The 17,273-nt window shown below is 41.0% G+C and carries 13 protein-coding genes; 7 read left to right on the top strand and 6 right to left on the bottom strand.

The genetic code is table 11. The features are described from left to right. Positions 1–113: 113 nt before the first annotated feature. Positions 114–653: a DUF308 domain-containing protein gene (locus tag Q0N70_RS07835; protein ID WP_294015562.1), complete on the top strand. Its 540-nt coding sequence runs from the start codon at positions 114–116 to the stop codon at positions 651–653. Positions 654–697: 44 nt separating this feature from the next. On the opposite strand, the gene thyX is transcribed toward Q0N70_RS07835, so the two are convergent. The 4 genes from thyX to Q0N70_RS07815 form a co-directional block, all read right to left on the bottom strand. After that, complete coding sequence (gene thyX, locus Q0N70_RS07830) at positions 698–1,534, bottom strand: FAD-dependent thymidylate synthase (protein ID WP_273467044.1); 837 nt, start codon at positions 1,532–1,534, stop codon at positions 698–700. A gap of 104 nt (positions 1,535–1,638) precedes the next feature. Next, positions 1,639–3,651 (bottom strand): hypothetical protein, encoded by a 2,013-nt coding sequence (locus Q0N70_RS07825; protein ID WP_294015560.1) that lies wholly within the window; start codon positions 3,649–3,651, stop codon positions 1,639–1,641. Positions 3,652–3,703: 52 nt separating this feature from the next. Further along, positions 3,704–4,771, bottom strand: a complete 1,068-nt coding sequence (locus Q0N70_RS07820; protein ID WP_294015558.1) for a DUF2804 domain-containing protein — start codon at positions 4,769–4,771, stop codon at positions 3,704–3,706. Between the two features lie 242 nt (positions 4,772–5,013). Beyond that, the gene (locus Q0N70_RS07815; protein WP_273467049.1) at positions 5,014–6,255 is read right to left on the bottom strand and encodes an IS110 family transposase; all 1,242 of its coding nucleotides are present in this window, start codon (positions 6,253–6,255) and stop codon (positions 5,014–5,016) included. A 352-nt stretch (positions 6,256–6,607) separates the two neighbouring features. Between Q0N70_RS07815 and Q0N70_RS07810 the strand changes: the two genes are divergently transcribed. The 3 genes from Q0N70_RS07810 (at position 6,608) to Q0N70_RS07800 (ending at position 9,734) form a co-directional block, all read left to right on the top strand. Continuing rightward, on the top strand, positions 6,608–7,978 hold the full coding sequence (locus Q0N70_RS07810) for a porin (protein WP_294015555.1): 1,371 nt from the start codon (positions 6,608–6,610) through the stop codon (positions 7,976–7,978). A 206-nt stretch (positions 7,979–8,184) separates the two neighbouring features. Beyond that, a complete protein-coding gene (locus Q0N70_RS07805; protein WP_294015553.1) occupies positions 8,185–8,916 on the top strand; it encodes a transposase in 732 nt (243 codons plus the stop codon). Then, on the top strand, positions 8,913–9,734 hold the full coding sequence (locus Q0N70_RS07800) for a transposase (protein WP_367268261.1): 822 nt from the start codon (positions 8,913–8,915) through the stop codon (positions 9,732–9,734). The genes Q0N70_RS07805 and Q0N70_RS07800 overlap by 4 nt, the downstream gene beginning before the upstream one ends. A gap of 274 nt (positions 9,735–10,008) precedes the next feature. Here the strand turns inward: Q0N70_RS07800 and Q0N70_RS07795 are convergent, their stop codons facing one another. Together Q0N70_RS07795 and Q0N70_RS07790 are read right to left on the bottom strand one after the other, a co-directional pair. Continuing rightward, entirely contained in the window at positions 10,009–11,283 is a 1,275-nt protein-coding gene (locus Q0N70_RS07795; protein WP_273353816.1) for an ATP-binding protein, read from the bottom strand. A gap of 403 nt (positions 11,284–11,686) precedes the next feature. After that, entirely contained in the window at positions 11,687–13,027 is a 1,341-nt protein-coding gene (locus Q0N70_RS07790) for a porin (protein WP_294015549.1), read from the bottom strand. A gap of 535 nt (positions 13,028–13,562) precedes the next feature. Here Q0N70_RS07790 and hflK point away from each other — a divergent pair. Genes hflK through Q0N70_RS07775 form a run of 3 tightly spaced genes read left to right on the top strand, consistent with a single transcriptional unit; the run spans position 13,563 to position 17,147 of the window. After that, on the top strand, positions 13,563–14,540 hold the full coding sequence (gene hflK, locus Q0N70_RS07785; RefSeq protein WP_294015547.1) for an FtsH protease activity modulator HflK: 978 nt from the start codon (positions 13,563–13,565) through the stop codon (positions 14,538–14,540). Further along, positions 14,524–15,528 (top strand): protease modulator HflC, encoded by a 1,005-nt coding sequence (hflC, locus tag Q0N70_RS07780; RefSeq protein ID WP_294015545.1) that lies wholly within the window; start codon positions 14,524–14,526, stop codon positions 15,526–15,528. The genes hflK and hflC overlap by 17 nt, the downstream gene beginning before the upstream one ends. After that, the gene (locus tag Q0N70_RS07775; protein WP_294015542.1) at positions 15,525–17,147 is read left to right on the top strand and encodes a hypothetical protein; all 1,623 of its coding nucleotides are present in this window, start codon (positions 15,525–15,527) and stop codon (positions 17,145–17,147) included. The genes hflC and Q0N70_RS07775 overlap by 4 nt, the downstream gene beginning before the upstream one ends. The last annotated feature ends 126 nt before the right edge of the window (positions 17,148–17,273 follow it).

Below are 17,273 nucleotides of genomic sequence, written 5' to 3'. Positions count from 1 at the left end.
ATGGATTTATGGCTTTTTTCAGGAATGAAATTGCGAACTAAATTTGACACAATCTTGCAAATTATAAATAATATGTTATAATATATATATAACAATTTTTATTAGGAGTGAGTATGAATCCAAGAATTTTTTTAGGAATCTTAAGCGCAGTTGTCGGACTTTTGGCTGTTATAAATCCGCAGTCAAGCATAGAGGCAATTGTAATTCTTATTGGAATCGGCGCAATAGTAAACGGAATCAGTTCTATTTTAAAAGTGAAAAGATTTTCGCTTTCACCTTACTTTGAGCGCGCCGTAATCATAAAAAGCATTGCAGGAATTTTAGTTGGAATTCTCGCAGTAATTCTTCCGTTCGCATTTTTCAGCATGATTCAAAAAATTGTGCGGATTTTTCTTTATATTCAGGCTGTGTTTTTGATTTTGTCGGCGATTGCAGAATTCATTTTTGTTGCCGGCACTGAAAATTCCGCTCCGTTCATAACAGAAGCCTTTTGCTCAATTTTTATTGCAGTTTTGCTTTTTATGCTTCCTGCTGATTTTGGCGTAAAACTTGTAAGAGTCGCCGGAGTTCTGATTTTAATTTCTGGAATAATTTTTGCGTTTAGAGAATGGAAATCTTCCCCAACTGAAGTTGAAGCAGAAATAATAGAGTAAAGAAAAAAAGGCTGCTCAGTAAAATTTGAACAGCCTCTTTTATTTTAAAGCTGAACGCCTGTCTTGATTTTTTCGTTGAATCTTTTCAGTTTCTTTTCATCCTGAATTGGATTTTCTTCGCCATTCAAAACTTTGCGCAAAGCTTCCATTTCTTCGCCGTTAAACGAAACTGCTTTTTCCATTGTATTTTCAAAAGAACTTACAGCCATTGGACAAACAGTTTTTATAATCTCAAGAATTTTTTCTGCATACAAGCGGATTTCATACTGGGCGTGGCTGTCGAGCCTGAGCTTTAAAAAGTGGAATAAATTGTGCAAGTCCATCTGCCAGTAAAATTCCGTGTACAATGCAAGCGGAAGATTTATGCGGGCGATTTCCCTTGCAATTCCTTTTTCAACCATGCCTTTGTAAACTTCGTAGGCTTTCTGCTGACCTTCAATAAATTCAGCCTGAAACTCTTTTGCCTGCTGCTCTTCAAAAACTTCTCCGCGGCCCTGCTTGTTATTTGTTGACTGCTTTGAAATGCACGAATTTTCCGGAACATAAAATTCATCTTTCATAATGCTGTATCTGCCGGAAACTTCATTCATTCTGCCCATTCTGTGCCGAACCCACTGGCGCGCTACAAAAATCGGCATTTTTAGATGGAATGTAAAAATGACCTGCTCAAATGGAGAAGTGTGCTGATGCCGCAAAAGATAATCTATCAACGCTCCGTCCTGGCTTACAGTTTTTGTTCCTTCGCCATAGGAAACGCGGGCTGCCTGTACAATTCTTGAGTCGCTGCCGTAATAGTCAACCATGCGGACAAAGCCTTTATCTAAAACTTGAAATTCCTTGTCCAAAATTTCTTCTGCGGCAGGAACAATGCAATGTGCCATAAATACCTCTTTTTATTAAATAAATTGTCATTCTCGTGCAGTGCGCCGCAAGGCGAATGTTGACACGGGGAATCTGCTATAACTTTTCAATAACATTGTTCAGACTATTTGCTGCGTTTTGCTTCAATTGCCTTTTTTACGCCTTCCGCAAAAAGCTGATTCTGATCTGAACGCTCTGGAACAGAAAACAAAGGTCCGCCGTCTTCTTCTGAAATTCTGTAAAGCTTGGAAGAATTCGCATCGTAAGCCGGGCTTGTAGGATTGTTTATCCACCAGTCCAAGACCGAAACAGTGCAAAGCGTGTACTTTATAAGATTCGCATTTGTAGCGGCAGTAACATCGTCATCTCTTTTTGCGCCAAGAAGCACATCAATTCTCTTTGAAACAGCATTTGGCAAGTCGAATGTGTAACGATCCCACGGATTCAAAACGCCAAGCACGGTTTTCTTTCCAGCGGAATTTTCATCGATTCTGCGGACAAGAGCTGTAAGAACACTTCTCATGTAGTCGGTGCGGGCGGCAAGCGGTCTGTACTTTGCATCGTTGACTGGCTTCTGCAAAACAGGAGCGTTGAACTTGTAATTTGGAAGAAAGTAAAATTTTATGCGCCACAAAATATTGTTTAAGTTTTCCTTGCCGAATTTACTTTGCGCATATTCCTTCTGCGAGTAAATTGAATTTACATAGGAACGCAAGTAGTCGCCGAGTTTTTTTGCAAACAAATCTTCATAATAAGAAGCCCAGTCTTCCATTGCAGAATCAAATTTGTCTGGATAAACTGCAAGTTTTTCGTCCGCTTCAATATTGAATTTTATGTTCCGGCAGCCTTTTAGGAAATCCTCAATAATCAAAATAAGAACAATTGTTACCTGCAAAGGATTTTCCGGCGCAATAACATTGAATCCGTCTTCAAAATTGTAAATCGGATTAAAGTACGGGAACAAGTCCGGGTGGCGTTCCAAGTGAAGAAATCCTGCCTGCGGAAAAAGCTGGTCAAGAATTTTAAGTCCCATGTTTACAATTTCATTTTTTTCGCCTGCAATATGATGGGTTTCCTGCTTTTTCTTTTCTTGAGCTTCTTCCTGTTTTTTTTCTTTTTTCTTTTTTTCAGGGAGAAGAAGATCGAACTTTGAAATTCCCAAGAATTTTAGAATTTCCACAATCTTGACTTTAAAGAAATCCGGGAATTCAACAAATTCATCGGAAGACATTCTCATCAAAAGCGGATACATTCCCTGGATAATCTGGTCATGCACGTAAAGCCATTCTGTTACGCCCTGCTTTACCAAAGTCTGAAGTTTTGCTTTGTCCGCATTCGGGAATTCAGCAAGGTCCGTATAAATGTCCTTTATTAAAAGTGAAACCTGCTGCTCGCCAATGTAGTAAACGGTAAGAAGCTGTCTGTAAACCGCCCGCACAAAAGGAATGAGCATGGGAACTGTAAGATAGTCAGAAGCGTTTTCAACATCCATTGCCAAAAGCTTAATGTCGCGGAGAGTCCACTTGCCCACGGTTCTAAGAAACTTGAACTTAAGATCTGTCTCTGTGGCAATTTTAGCTTTGTATACGTCCGGGGAAATCTGAATAAACGTTTTTATTGTGCCTATAAAAGACTGAATGTGGTCAACGTGGCGGCGCACAATGTATTCACCGAATTTTTTCTGCACACGCTCGCGGTTTTTGGCGGACATTCTATAGAAGAAATTGAACAGTCCGAAGTCCGGCTTAATATCGCAGCCCGGAGCCATCATGGTTTTGTCCATAAGTTTTAAATCATGCGCGGAAATTTCCGGCAAATCCTCGTCTGTGCGGATTTTCTTTACAGAAGCCTTGATTCCGCCCACAGCCGCCGAAGAAAATGACGAGCCAAACGACGCGCTTTGAGACGAAATATCCGAAGCAGACCTTCCTGATGCTTTTACCACAACATCCTGCCTTCTCCTGTTTGCCGGCATATTTGAATAGTCCGCTGGAGATAATTTTTCGCGGAGAACTTCCCCGCCAAGTTTTTTCTGCATAAAAAGAGCCTCATTTGCATCTATTGGTCCGATATTTTTCCGGGTTTTATCAAGCGTGCCAGGTTCAAGCGTCCGTTTTGGACGGTTCTCATTTTCCATAAATACTCCATTTTGCCTTCAAACTGAAATACTCCTCAAGAACTGCAAAAATTTAAAGACGTATCAAGTAATTTTCGGAAATTCCTGCAAGAGATTTGAATGAAACTTTTTCACTGCTGGCAGTAATTAGAGTTCCTTCAAAGTTGCCGTATATCGTATGGTACACGCTGCGCACAATAAACGCATTCACATTGTTTACGCAGACTGAAACAGGCGTAAATGTAAGGTCAACCATGTTTTCCGTGTCTTGAATAACCCACTTTTTGTCCATGCCTGAATAATGCGAAATAACAACAGGCGGAAGCGGCGTTGCCTTTCCATCGTAAAAAAGAACATTGCAGTTGTATTTGTCCGTGTCTACGCTTTCATGCGATTCGGAAGCAAGCTTGAACGCAATTTTCTTTCCATTGATTTCGCCAAATCCAAGCACGGATTTTCCATGCGAACGGAATTTCATGTAAGTGCGCGTCATGTCAAAAGAGCAAACTCCGTCAGACTCTGACATTGTTTTAGTTTCGCCGCTATTGTAAGAAAGTGTAAGAGAACCGTGCAATGGAAGAACAGAACTGTAGCTTGCGTAGCTTCGCCTTAAAGTAGGATTTGGGCGCACAGAAGTAAGCTCTGCAAACTGGCTGTCGTTGAACACTGCGGAAAAAGCTCCACGCGCGGAAGGACGCACAGAATCTCCTTTCAAGTCGAATATAACAGAAAGCCTGTTTTGCTTCCTGTTCCAGCTGATTCTTGTGTAACGCCTTTTGCTGTAGTTTGAAGTTGAAGCCGATTCAAGGCTATGCGGAATAAGCCTTTTTCTTGGACCCATGAGCGAATGATAGGCAAACCGCTGCGATGTATTTTTATTCCAGAACACAACTTCTGAAAAGCCAGCAATTTTTGCGTCTATAAAACTGATGCGCCCGATATATTCCCCAATATTAAACGAAAATATAAGGCGGCTCTTTATGCGGAGGTTTGTTATAAAAGTCGGAAGCGGAATCACTCCATAAGGCCTGTAGACTCCGCGGATGTCAAAACGCTTAGGATGCCCCCGGAACGTTCCGAACACTGGCCGCCCGTTCTGAACAAATGACGGAGGAATTTCCTGCAAATCTCGTGTGTACATAGATATACTTATTTTAACATTACGTGCCGCTAAAGTCTATGGAGGGAGGAAAACCAACTAATTTGTAAGCGAAGCGATGTAATCGCCGTTTCTTACATCCCTCCAAACCTCCTGTCTTTCCCAGCACCGCTTAGGGCTGCCGCATTAAGTACCTGTTTTCGTGTTTTAATTATTTCTTTTATAAACAACTGTCATTGCCGTGCTTGACACGGCAATCTATTCAAATATGTAATTGTAATATATTATCGAGCTTTTAGGGCGGCTCTTGCTATGCGGCGAGAAGTTCTTGCTGTTATAGCTGGATTTATGCAGAGCATTGGGCTGTAGTCTATGTCATTTTTTAAGACTGTGTAGATTATGTTGAGGAGCTTGTGGCAGACAAAGCCCATTGACTGAAAATGCGTTTTTCCTTTTGAAACTTGCGACTTGTAAACAATCGTTATTTCACGGCAGTGGTTTACGGAAACAAATGAAGCCATCCAAAGGCATCTTCTAAGGTAGCCAGAACCGCGCTTGGACATGTGGTTTTCGTTCCCCAAAAACTGCCCGGACTGCTTTACCGAAGGATCTATTCCGGCATAAGCACACAATTTTTTAGGATTGGCAAAACGGCTTATGTCGCCAATTTCACTTAAAATAGAAGCTCCAAGCACTGGCCCAATTCCCGGAATCTGCGTAATCTTTGTTCCGAACGACTTAAAATGCGACGATATGTGCTTTTCAAGGATTTCAATCTGATTTTCAAGAAGCTCCATTTGCTCCATCATCTGCTTTACAAGAAGCGAAAGTGTTTTTGAAGAAAGGCGGGCGGCAAAAGAGTTACGGGCAAGGCTTATAAGTTCTTGGGCTTTTTTTAGTCCAAATTTTCCGTTGGAGGCCACCTGAAGAAGCTGCGCAAGATTGTCTTCCCCGAACAAAGTTATTTCTTCTGGAGTTGTGCAGTGCTTGAGAATTGCAGTGGAAGATTTTCCGAATGTATCTGAAAAAAAGCCTTGGTATTCCGGGAAAATTCTGTCCATCATCACAATTATTTTTCGCTTTAAGTTCGCAACCATATCCACAAGAAAAAATCTCTGCCGGCACAAGTCGCGCATCATGAGCATACGGTCGTCCGCAAGTTTTGTTTCTGAATACTGCCCGATTCTGATTACCTGCGCGATTATTTTTGCATCCACGGAGTCTGTTTTTGTTTTTCTGATGTAGAGATTCCGAAGAGCGTCTGACTGGAGCGGATTTATTACGTGAACAATTGCGTGTTTGTCTGCAAGCCAAGTGTACAAGTTGAGCCAGTAATGTCCCGTGGCTTCCATTCCGAATTCAAAATTTTCAAGGCTGGAATCTACTGCCGAAAGCTTATCCATAAGAAACTCGAAACCTTGCTTTGTATTTGTAAATCTGAAAGATCTGCCCACAAGAGTTCCGTCCGGCTTCATTATTGCCGCCTGATGTGATTTTTTTGCTATATCGATTCCAACTATGTACATATTTGCCCCTTGAGTTTAAAGATTGAAGTTTGAAACGGGACTATCCTGCCCGAAAATAGCCGAGCCAAAGTCCTATTCTTATGTGCGGGCTCAAGTCCCAAGGAGGCGATTAGGATTCTTCCTGGATAATCCAGTTCAAACAGTTTCATAATATACCAAAACGCTTGACTAAAACAATAACGCAATCGCTTTTCTTCTATATAAAAGATGTTTTGTTCAGTTTATTAGCTTGAAGATATGCCATTTTTGAACCGTTTCCTGTCATTATCTGGCTTGACCAGATGCTCCATTAAAAAGTTAAAGTAAATTTCCTCCGGGGAACCCTAAGATTTAAACATAAGGAGGCTAAGAGATGAAAAAGACTCTTATCGCGGTCGCAGCGGCTGCCGCACTTACAGCAACTTCTGCTTTCGCAGAAATCACATTCGGAGCATGGCTTCGCGTTCTTGCTTCTCCAGTAGCTTCAACAGGCGAGGACATCATCGCCGGTGTTGAGAACTCATGGGGATGGGGCGCACGTACAGCCAGAATCAACATCAACGGAACTTCCGAGGACGGAAAGGCCGGATTCGTAATGGGCGTTTACAACGACTTTGAGAGCGGCCTTGGACAGGGCGACGACGCTTACCTCTGGGTTAAGCCTGTTGACATGGTAAAAATCTCTGTAGGTAAGTTCGACTCTCCTACAAACGGACTCCGCGGCGACTTCTGCTACGGCTCATGGAACTGGCTCAGACCTTACAACTGGGCTTATGACGGCGAAGGACTCACATTCGACGGAATCTGGCGCAAGGGTATGATGCTTGAAGCAGATCCAATCGAAGGACTCCACGCATTCGCAGTTATTCCTATGTCTTCTAGCTATGAAAAAGCTGAAGATGTATACAAGAATATTCAGGCTGGATTTGGCTACACAATTGAAGGTGTGGGTAGATTCAAGGCACAGTATATTGGCGATTACTCACAGAAGAAAGTTAAAGCCGCTGCTGCAAAAAAAACATGGGCACTTGGAAACAAAGAAGATAAGGATGGAAACTGGGTTTTTGATGACACAAAAAGCGAAGCGCCATCTTATAAACAGAATACAGTTAAAGCTGTAGCGGCTAATGATGATGTAATGACAACTGGACAGATTGGTGTTGCATTTGACCTTACAGCAGTTGAAAACCTCTATGTAACAGTTGGCGCAAGATTCGGTATCGCAGATAAGGATTACAGACCTGACTACCTCAAGATGGCGTTCACAGCAGGTGCTTCTTACCAGGTTTCAGAGCAGATGAAGTTCTCTGTAGACGGCGGATACCTCCAGTATCAGGATGACTGCACATATAGAAATGATGAAGCAGTTGACAATGTATTCTTTGTTGGTGCTGGTGTAGACTATGCAATCATGGACGGTCTTAGCTTGGCTGCAGATGTTCGCTATATGAGCAACGGAAAAGGTGTTAACACAACAGATTCTGAGGCACTTTCAAACTGGAAGGGATACGGAAAAGACAAAGATGAAGGTGCAATCAGCTTCCTCGTTGGAGTTAACAAGTCTGTTGGAAGCAACGGTTCTATCGGTATTGGATTCCAGGGCGCAACAAACAACTGCGGTCTTGTAACAAACGACGGTTCAGGAATCGTTGGCGGAAAATCTTATTCATGGGATAAGGATGACAACGGCGACAACGACAACTTCGTTTGGGCAATCCCAGTATCTGTAAGCGTTTGGTTCTAGTCGATAAAACGAAGCTGGCTTCGTTTTACCTCTGACAGTTTTGCTAGCAAAACTGTCGGGCAACAGCGCGTAGCGCGAATGCTGGCGAGTTTGCCTTGCAAGCTAGCGGTGGTACTGACCAAAGCATAGGGGGCTGTCCAAAAAGAAACGGGCAGCCCCAATTATTTTAAATTTACAAGTGAATTCAAATCTGCTAAAATTTAAATATGAGCAGAGGCGTAAGCGATAAAATCACATACAAACCATATAACCAGCACGCGCAGTGGCTCCTGCCGCCAAGCCTGGACGAACTGGTTCCACAAAATCATTTTGTAAGAATTGTCAGCAAAACAGTAGATGAACTCGAAATTGAAGAAGTATTTGCACGAAACACAAAAGGTGGCGGAGCAAGCCGCTACAATCCTGTCATGCTCCTGAAAGTATTGATTTACTGCTACATGACAGGCACCTATTCCTCAAGACAGATTGCAAAGCAGTGCCGCGAGAATGTAAACGTGATGTGGCTCACTGGATTCCAGAAACCGGACTTCAGAACTATCAACACATTCCGCAGTGAAAAGCTGAAAGACTCAATCGAAGAAATATTTGTATCGACAGTGAAGCTTCTGAACAGGAAAGGTTATGTCAGCCTTGAAAAATATTTCGTTGACGGAACAAAAATTGAAAGCGCCGCAAACAAATACACCTTCGTCTGGAGAAAGGCCGTAGAGAAAAACGAGAAGAAACTGGATGAAAAACTAAAGGTATTCCTAAGAGACGTAGAAGAAATTACACGGAAAGAAAATCAGATTTACGGTGACAAGGACTTTGCAGAAACGGGCGATGACACTCCAGTAACAAGTGAAGAAATCAAAGCCGTTGCCGAGCAGATTAACAGAAAACTTGCTGAAATAAATGACCTTGATGACGAAGATTCAAAAGACGTAAAAAAAAACTGAAGAAGGCAAAACGCCAGATTGAAAAGGATTATCTTCCGAGAAAAGAGAAATACGAGAAGGCTAACGCCACTTTTAATGACAGAAACAGCTATTCAAAGACAGACGAAGACGCAACTTTCATGAGAATGAAAGAAGATCACATGCTCAATGGTCAGCTCAAACCGGGCTATAATATTCAGGTTGGAACTGAAAACAATTTTGTAATCGGATATGACGTGTTCCCAAATCCTACGGACACAAGAACATTTATTCCTCATCTTGAAAATGTTCAGAAACGTCTTGGATGTAAGTTTAAGTTTGCAATTGCAGATGCAGGTTATGGAAGCGAAGAGAATTACGATTATCTGGAAAAAAATGAAATCACAGGAATAGTAAAGTACACAACTTATGAGAAAGAAACAAAAAGGAGTTTCAGGAAAAAGACATTCAACACTGAAAACTGGAAATACGATGCTGAACAAAAAGAATATACCTGCCCCTGCGGAAATCCAGTTCCTTACAGAAAGACAGTGACTAAGAAAAATAAATCCGGATATTTACAGACTTACGAAGTTTACCAGTGTGAAAACTGCGAAGGCTGTCCTTTCAGAGAGTTATGTACAAAATCCGAATATGGCAGAGTGATTCAAAGAAACGGGCACTGGCTTGAACAGAAAGCAAAAGTAAAAGATCTTCTTTCCAGTGAAGAATATAAAACTCTCATGAAAAAGCGTTCCACTGAATGTGAAACTGTCTTTGGACAGACAAAAGGCAATTTAGGCTTCAGGCGATTTCATCTTCGGGGAAAAGAAAAAGTTGGAACTGAATGGGGATTCTGATGCTGGGATATGATTTCAAGCAACTGATTCGATTAATGAACACCTAAGAAAAAAAACAATAAACGAAAATCTACAAAATTCATTTAACATAAAAAAGGCCGCCCTTTTTGAAGTCTGTTAATAACTTCTAGGACAGCCCCTTTTTTTTCAATAAGTATACACTGGATGACTACGCTCCAAAAAATCATCCAAGCACAGGAACACAACATAGCTTTTCTTGAGCAAAGAAGAAATTTATTTTATTGAGCGGCATAAGCAAGTAATATAAGCAATTTCATAACGGAATCAATTCCGGGTGCAGCAAGAATTCTATCAGATTGCAGTGGATTATTCCGTCGTCATCCGAAAAATGAGACGGAATGTCATTCTGTATGATTATCTTTGCAAAAAAGTCCTTGGCAAGTTTTAGAGAATCAAGTTCCGCCGCAATTTTTTCAGTTGTGCCCATCTGCCATGCGGACTGAATATACACCCGTCTGTCGCCTTTGTTCACGACAAAATCGATTTCTTTTTGTGCGTTTGCGCCTTTTCTTCTATCAACAACAACTCCAATATCAACAGAATATCCGCGCGTAAGCAGTTCGTTGTAGATTATGTTTTCCATAATGTGCCCGGAATCAATCTGCCTGAATCCCAGCCGTGCATTCCGCAGACCAATATCCGTAAAATAATATTTGTTCGGGTAATCAAAATAATGCTTTCCTCTCACATCGTAACGCTTTGCCTCGCTTATAAGAAAAGCATCCTTGCAATACCCGATATAATCGCTTACCGTGTTCGAGCTGAATTTTTCATTCTTTACGCTTTTTATGCTGTTCGTAATATTCAGCGGATTTGTCAAAGAGCTGATAAACGTGCTGAGCAAATTCAGAATGTCGTTCAGCAAATCCGGGCGCTCAATTTTATTCCGCTCTACAATATCCTTTATGTAGACCTCGTCAAAAAGATTTGAAAGATAGTCCTTGAACTGCTCTTCGGTCTTTAAATGCAGAAGATAAGGAAGTCCGCCGTAAATCATATAACGGTCAAAGTTGTCTCGCTTGTCGCCTCCAACCGCCTCATTATATTCTGCAAAACTCAATGGAAAAACATGAATCTGCGAGGAACGGCCGCGGAATTCCGTAGAAATATCCTTGGAAAGCATTTTTGAATTGCTTCCGGTAACATAAACGTCAAGGTTCTTATAATCTTTAAGCTCGTTCAGCATGTCGTATACTGTGATTTCAAAGCCGTCATTGTCCGGATCCGGAACTGAATAGCAGAACTGGATTTCATCAATAAAAAGATAGAATTTCTCCCTGCCTGCAGAAACTGTGTTTTCCACAAAATCAGCAAGGACTATAGGATTTCTGTATTTTGCGTATTTACGCTTGTCGAGCTGCAATGTAATAACGTTGTTTTGGGAAGTTCCGTTTTTGAGGAGATGGTCATAAAAAAGGTCGAAAAGAAGTGTGGATTTTCCAGCCCGGCGGATTCCTGTGATTACCTTTATCTGGCCGTCCCACATATAATCCAATAATTTTCTTAAATATAAATCCCGCTTTATCATTTGAAAGCTATCCTGCACTGAGAATTTACAGCATTTACGTCGTAAGTTCTCAATAAGAATAGGGAAATTTTCTTTTTCTGTCAACAATAAAAGGATAAATGACTCTACGAACTCTACAGACTAATTCCAGAAGAAATTGCTGTTAGGAAACCGTAGTTGCTGAAACAATCTATTTATTTTGGGATTGAACAAATCAGATAATTCATTTTCGATTAAATCTTCTGCCAGATTTTTATAGTCCAGATTTTCTATTCCGTAGCCGGAAACTAGCCATTTAAACACAAAAAAACCTCCCTTCCGGGAGGCCTATGCTTTGGTTCAGCATTCGCACTATGCGCTGTTGCCCGACAGTTTTGCTAGCAAAACTGTCAGAGGTAAAACGAAGCTAGCTTCGTTTTATCGACTAGAACCAAACGCTCAATGCTACAGGAACTGCCCATACGAAGTCATCGTTCTTATTAGCACCGATTCCTGTAAGTCCGTTTCCGTTTGTTGCACCCTGGAATCCAACTCCGATGTAGCCGTTGCTAGATACGTTCTTTGTAACTCCAACAAGGAAGCTGATTGCACCTTCGTCCTTATCTTTTCCGTATCCAATGTTCTTGTAGCGGAGGTCTGCAGCTGCGTTAAGACCGTCCATGATTGCGTAGTCAACGCCAGCACCTACAGAGAATGCGTTGTCTTTCATATCACTAGCTTTTCCAACACATTTGTCCTGGTACTGAACATATCCGCCGGAAACAGAGAACTTCATAGCGTCAGAAACCTGGTAAGAAGCTCCAGCTGTGAACTTAATTTTTTCGTTGTCAGCCTTGTATTCCTTGTCAGCAATTCCAAATCTTGCGCCTACAGTTACAAAGAGGTTCTCAACTGCGTTGAAGTCAAATGCAACGTTTACAGTTCCAATCTGCTTGCTATCTGCTGCTGGATCCAAGATTTCCTTTGATTCAAGAAGTTCTCCTACACTTTCATAATTGTCTTCATCTTTTACAACAATAACTTTTTTTGTGCTTTTCTTGTTTTTCTCTGCATAGCTTCCAAAGTATCCAGCCTTAAGAGTACCAAGACCTTCGATTGAGTAAGCAGCCGCATACATACCGTTCTTGAATGTGTCTTCAATAGTGTATTTTGAGTCTATTTTTTCTCCGCCTATTACAGTTTCTTTCTGGTAAGCATTGTTATATCCGCCCCAAGTACCATTGTATACAGGAAGCTGGATTACTGCTACAAGACCGTCAACAGGAGTGATTTTTGCCATAAGACCGTCTGTATGGCTTCCGTTGAAAGTAAGACCTTCGTCCTCTGCAATCCAGTTGCCTGGTCTGAGCCAGTTCCATGAGCCGTAGCAAAGGTCGCCGCGGAGTCCTGTTTCTCCTCCATCAAACTTACCAAGAGCAAGCTGAACAGAGCTGGCAGGTTTTACCCAAATGTATGCGTTGTCGCCAACTTCAAGAACCTGTGTTGATTCATCAAAAGTTCCGTCTGCATTAACAGTCTGTGCTTTTGTAGCATTGAAGTAAACATCAAGCTTGAATCCAGCGTTTCCGTCTTCTGATGTGCCTGCAACGTTCAATCTTGAAGGTCTAATTCCGCCCCAAGAGTTTGAAGTACCAGTAAGAATGTCCTCGCCGTTAGACGCTACGCCTGTGATGCTGCGAAGCCATGCTCCGAATGTGATTTCTGCGAAAGCAGAAGTTGCTGTAAGTGCGGCAGCCGCTGCGACCGCGATAAGAGTCTTTTTCATCTCTTAGCCTCCTTATGTTTAAATCTTGGGGAGCCTTTCGGAGCAAAGGAGAATATAGAGAGATATGGAAAAATCAATTTGATTTAATAATGAAATCAACTTAAAAAGAAAACGAAATTAAGTTAATTTCAAAATGTTTTTAAGTTAAAATCAAAACGAAATCAACTTAATTTTAAAATATTTTTAAGTTAAAAACAAAACAATTTTAAGTTAATTTTTAACTGAATATAGCATTAGCCGCGGACTAAGAAAGGCTGGCTTTTCTGCCATGGAACACTGCCGTTTTTCCTGTTCCGCATTTCTTTGCAAGGGTATAAGAATGAACAATTATATGTAAGAGGCTATGTTTAAAGATGGAATTATTGGAGAAAAAAAACAGTGGGTTGTTTTTGCTGTCAAATCGGGAATTGAATTTCAAAATATCAGAAGTATGTTTTACACAAAATTTGGAATTTAATGAAAAGACATTGAAAATATAAAAAATTTGCTGATAGATACCGTTGTTTTTTAAGCGGATTTGCATTAATTTATATTTATGTCAGATTTGGAAGTAAAAATCAGGAGTTTTTTTAAAAAGCCATCTTATGTTGTGGCAGTTATTGCAGGAGTTATTTTGCTTGCGTCGGCAGGCTCTAGTCTTTTTGTTGTTGATCAGGCGGAGCAGGCTGTAATCACTCGGTTTGGAAGATATTATGCTACTTTGGGACCGGGGCTTCAGTATAAAATTCCGTTTATAGACAAAAAATTTATTGTTCCGGGAAACAAAGTTGTCCAGACGGAGCAGTTCGGATTTAAAACCACAAAAAGCGGCTCTGTAAATCAGTATCAGAATAATATTACGCGTGAATCAACTATGCTGACCGGCGATTTGAATATCGTGGATGTTGAATGGATTATTCAGTACAGGATTGTTGATCCGCGTGCCTGGCTTTTTACGGTTCAGGAAAAAGATCAGACAATCCGCGATATAAGCCGTTCTGTAATCAATACTTTGGTTGGCGACCGGGCGATTTTGGATGTTATGAGCAGCGAGCGAAGCAACATTGAAAATCTTGCGGTTTCCATGATGAACGAGCAGTTTTCGCAGCTTGGGCTTGGAATAAATGTATTTGCGGTTAAGCTTCAGAATATTGTTCCGCCGGAAGGAGTTCAGGATGCGTTTGAGGACGTGAACAAGGCTATTCAGGACATGAACCGCTTTATAAATGAAGGAAAAGAAAGCTACAATTCAGAAATTCCAAAGGCAAAGGGCGAGGCTGACCGTCAGATTCAAGTGGCGGACGGCTATGCGGCTGAACGTGTGAACAAGGCAAAAGGCGATGTCGCAAGGTTCAATTCAGTTTATGAGGAATACAGAAAAGCTCCTGCAGTTACAAGGGAACGTCTTTACCTTGAAACTATGGAAGAAATTTTTGCTTCCGGCGCAGAAAAGAATCCGGCTTTGATAGACAGCGGTCTTGACAATGTGCTTCCGTTTAAAAATCTTGGAGGAAAAAATGGCAAAGCAGAATAAATTTTATCTTAGACTTGCGGCTTTTGTTGCCGTCATTGTGATTTTGCTTGCGGCAGGTCCTTTCTATATTGTGAACGAAGGCGATCAGGCTGTTGTTACAAGATTCGGTCAGATTGTAAAATCCTGCACTTCTACCGGGCTTTATTTTAAAGTTCCGTTTCTTGATGTCGTCACTTTTTATCCTGCAAAAATTCTTTCGCTTGAAGGTGATCAGGCCCGCATTCCCACAAAGGAAAATCAGTTTATAATTGTAGACACTACAAGCCGCTGGAAAATTTCAGATCCTGCGTTGTTTTATCAGTCGTTCAAGACTTTGGATGCGGCGTACAACAAGCTTAGCGATGTAATTGATTCTTCAACTAGGACAATTATCACACGCAACCGGCTTAGCGAAATTGTAAGAAGCAGCAATCTTATAAACGAAGAAAAAGACAGTGCGGATTCAAATCAGCTTGCAGGAATCGAAGGCGAGGACAGTGCGGAAATTGAAGCTTTGGTGAATGTGAATTCAAACAACGAAAGTGTTTCCAAGGGAAGAAGCGCACTTTGCCAGGAAATGGCTGACGATGCAAGAAAAATGGTTGGCGAATATGGAATCGAATTGATTGACATTGTTCCGCGCCAGATAAAATATTCTGACGAGCTTACAGAAAGCGTTTACAACAGAATGATTAAGGAGCGCAACCAAGTGGCCCAGGCGTACCGTTCTCTTGGCGAAGGAAAAAAATCCGAGTGGCTTGGAAAGCTTGAAAACGAAAAGCGTACGATAGAATCAGAAGCCTACAGAAAAAGCGAGGAGACAAAAGGAAAGGCTGATGCGGAAGCCGCGGCAATTTACACTCAGTCTTACACGCGTGATCCTAAGTTCTACGAGTTCTGGAAAAGTCTTGAGTCGTACAAAAATACAATTGGCAATTTTGATGTTACCTACAGCACAAAAATGGACTACTTTAAATATTTGTATAGTTCAGATGGGAAGCGTCAATGAGTTCTATCCCAGTTTTTCTTCAAGGCGAAAAAATTTTTTTAGACAGCCGGATGTCTGGTAATGTTTTTGTAAAAGCTGGATTTGCCGGAAAAATCAGGGAAAACGGACTTCTTGCTGAGCTCAATGGCGAAACTTGGAATTTCTCTTTATGGAGTTTTGAAAGCACACTTTCTTCTGCGGATTTAAAAGAATTTGCGCAAGACAAAGATGAGACTGTTTTTCTTGAAGGCTCTTGCTTTTATGGATTTGTGCTTAGTGAATATTTAGAATCCTTGGAGAAAGAAGAGTCTATAAAAGCCTGTTCGCTTGTCTGCAATGCGCTTGATGCTTTGGATGAAAGCAATTTGCCTCTTTCTTTAGTTGGCGCCGGCGGAATTATTGTTTCCAAGGATTTTTCCAAAGTTCTATTTTTGCCAAAGAATTTGCTTGAAGCATCTTTATCTTCGCTTGGAGAGGAAAATTTTTCGGAATTATATGGAAAATATTTGAATCCTGTGTTTTCTGGGAAAACTGCGGTTCGTTTTTTGCAGGCGGTTATTGTTTACAAGGCTATTTGCGGAAAAGTTCCGTTTGCTGAAAAAAATGCTTCTTCGAGGGAAACTGACATTCGGGATTTAAATTATTGCCCGTTGCGCTATGCAGTTTTTGGAGTTGACGAAAAAATTCTTTTATTTACTGAAAACGCTTTTGCCGGAAAAGACTGTTCATTTCCAAAGGAAGAATTTTCCGCGCTTGAATTAAAAGAACCTTCTTCATCAGATTTGGAAAAATTCAAAGCCGAGTCCCAAAAATTTCTTTTGTGCCAAGAAAAAAGAATCCGTGCGAAAAGATGGCTTAGAGCAAAATCCACGGTGATAAAAATTTGCGCTGCTGTTTTTATTTTTGCAATTGCGGCTGTGGTTTCGCTTTACAGGACTTTTTTGGAAAAGCGGACAACAAAAGGTCTAACTTCGCTTCAAACTGTGGAAATGTACTATAGCGCGGTAAATTTGCTTGATGTTGATTCAGCGCGGGCAAGCTCCGCAAAATCTCTTGGCGGCAGAGTGGACCGGCTTGCAAATATTTTTGTTACAGGAAAAACAAGCTCAATGTACAATGCCGGCAACGACCTTGTTCCGCCTTCTGTCTGGCTCGTAAAAAATCAGCTTAGCCACAATATTTATGGAATTTCAAATTTCACAGTTGACGGAAATCCTTGCAGAACTTTTTTTAAAGGCCAGCGCAGAAAAGAAAATCCAGTTGCTATTTCGGAAGAAAACGGACAGAAAATTTTCCCCGGAGAAACAAAGGAATATCAAGTTGGATTTTTTATTTTTGATTCGCTTGGAGAAGACAGCCTTTGTGTTTCGCTTCAAAAAGAAAAAGTTTCCCTGGAATTTAAAAAAGACCGCTGGATTATAACAGGAATTCAAACTGAAATTGAAAGCCGCTTTTTAAAATTCAGCGAGCTAAAGACGGAATATTCTGCTGCAATGGAAAATTGCGGCGGTGATGTTTTTGCCTGCGCTTCTGTTTTGCGCCAAAAATATGATTTTATTCCTTCCGACCAAGAAATTACTGATGCTGAAAAATATGTGGAAGAGCAGAGCCTTGTGTTTTTAAAGCCTGCCGCTGAATAAAATGACAGTTTTACGTTTTTTGTCATATTGACTTTAGAAAACATTCACGGTATTATAAGAAGTCAGTTGCAAAAGTTTGCTATTTGGAACTGGCTTGCAAATAAAGCATCGTTTTGTTTTTTGGAG

It is taken from the genome of uncultured Treponema sp., from assembly GCF_945873775.1.
In the GTDB taxonomy this organism is placed as follows: domain Bacteria; phylum Spirochaetota; class Spirochaetia; order Treponematales; family Treponemataceae; genus Treponema_D.
The sequence above is the reverse complement of the archived record's forward strand: the minus strand, read 5'-3'. Positions and strand labels throughout refer to the sequence as shown.

Coding starts and splice junctions, on each gene's coding strand:
- Q0N70_RS07835 (WP_294015562.1), top strand. CDS start 114: ATGAATCCAAGAATTTTTTTAGGAATCTTAAGCGCAGTTGTCGGACTT.
- thyX (WP_273467044.1), bottom strand. CDS start 1,534: ATGGCACATTGCATTGTTCCTGCCGCAGAAGAAATTTTGGACAAGGAA.
- Q0N70_RS07825 (WP_294015560.1), bottom strand. CDS start 3,651: ATGGAAAATGAGAACCGTCCAAAACGGACGCTTGAACCTGGCACGCTT.
- Q0N70_RS07820 (WP_294015558.1), bottom strand. CDS start 4,771: ATGTACACACGAGATTTGCAGGAAATTCCTCCGTCATTTGTTCAGAAC.
- Q0N70_RS07815 (WP_273467049.1), bottom strand. CDS start 6,255: ATGTACATAGTTGGAATCGATATAGCAAAAAAATCACATCAGGCGGCA.
- Q0N70_RS07810 (WP_294015555.1), top strand. CDS start 6,608: ATGAAAAAGACTCTTATCGCGGTCGCAGCGGCTGCCGCACTTACAGCA.
- Q0N70_RS07805 (WP_294015553.1), top strand. CDS start 8,185: ATGAGCAGAGGCGTAAGCGATAAAATCACATACAAACCATATAACCAG.
- Q0N70_RS07795 (WP_273353816.1), bottom strand. CDS start 11,283: ATGATAAAGCGGGATTTATATTTAAGAAAATTATTGGATTATATGTGG.
- Q0N70_RS07790 (WP_294015549.1), bottom strand. CDS start 13,027: ATGAAAAAGACTCTTATCGCGGTCGCAGCGGCTGCCGCACTTACAGCA.
- hflK (WP_294015547.1), top strand. CDS start 13,563: ATGTCAGATTTGGAAGTAAAAATCAGGAGTTTTTTTAAAAAGCCATCT.
- hflC (WP_294015545.1), top strand. CDS start 14,524: ATGGCAAAGCAGAATAAATTTTATCTTAGACTTGCGGCTTTTGTTGCC.
- Q0N70_RS07775 (WP_294015542.1), top strand. CDS start 15,525: ATGAGTTCTATCCCAGTTTTTCTTCAAGGCGAAAAAATTTTTTTAGAC.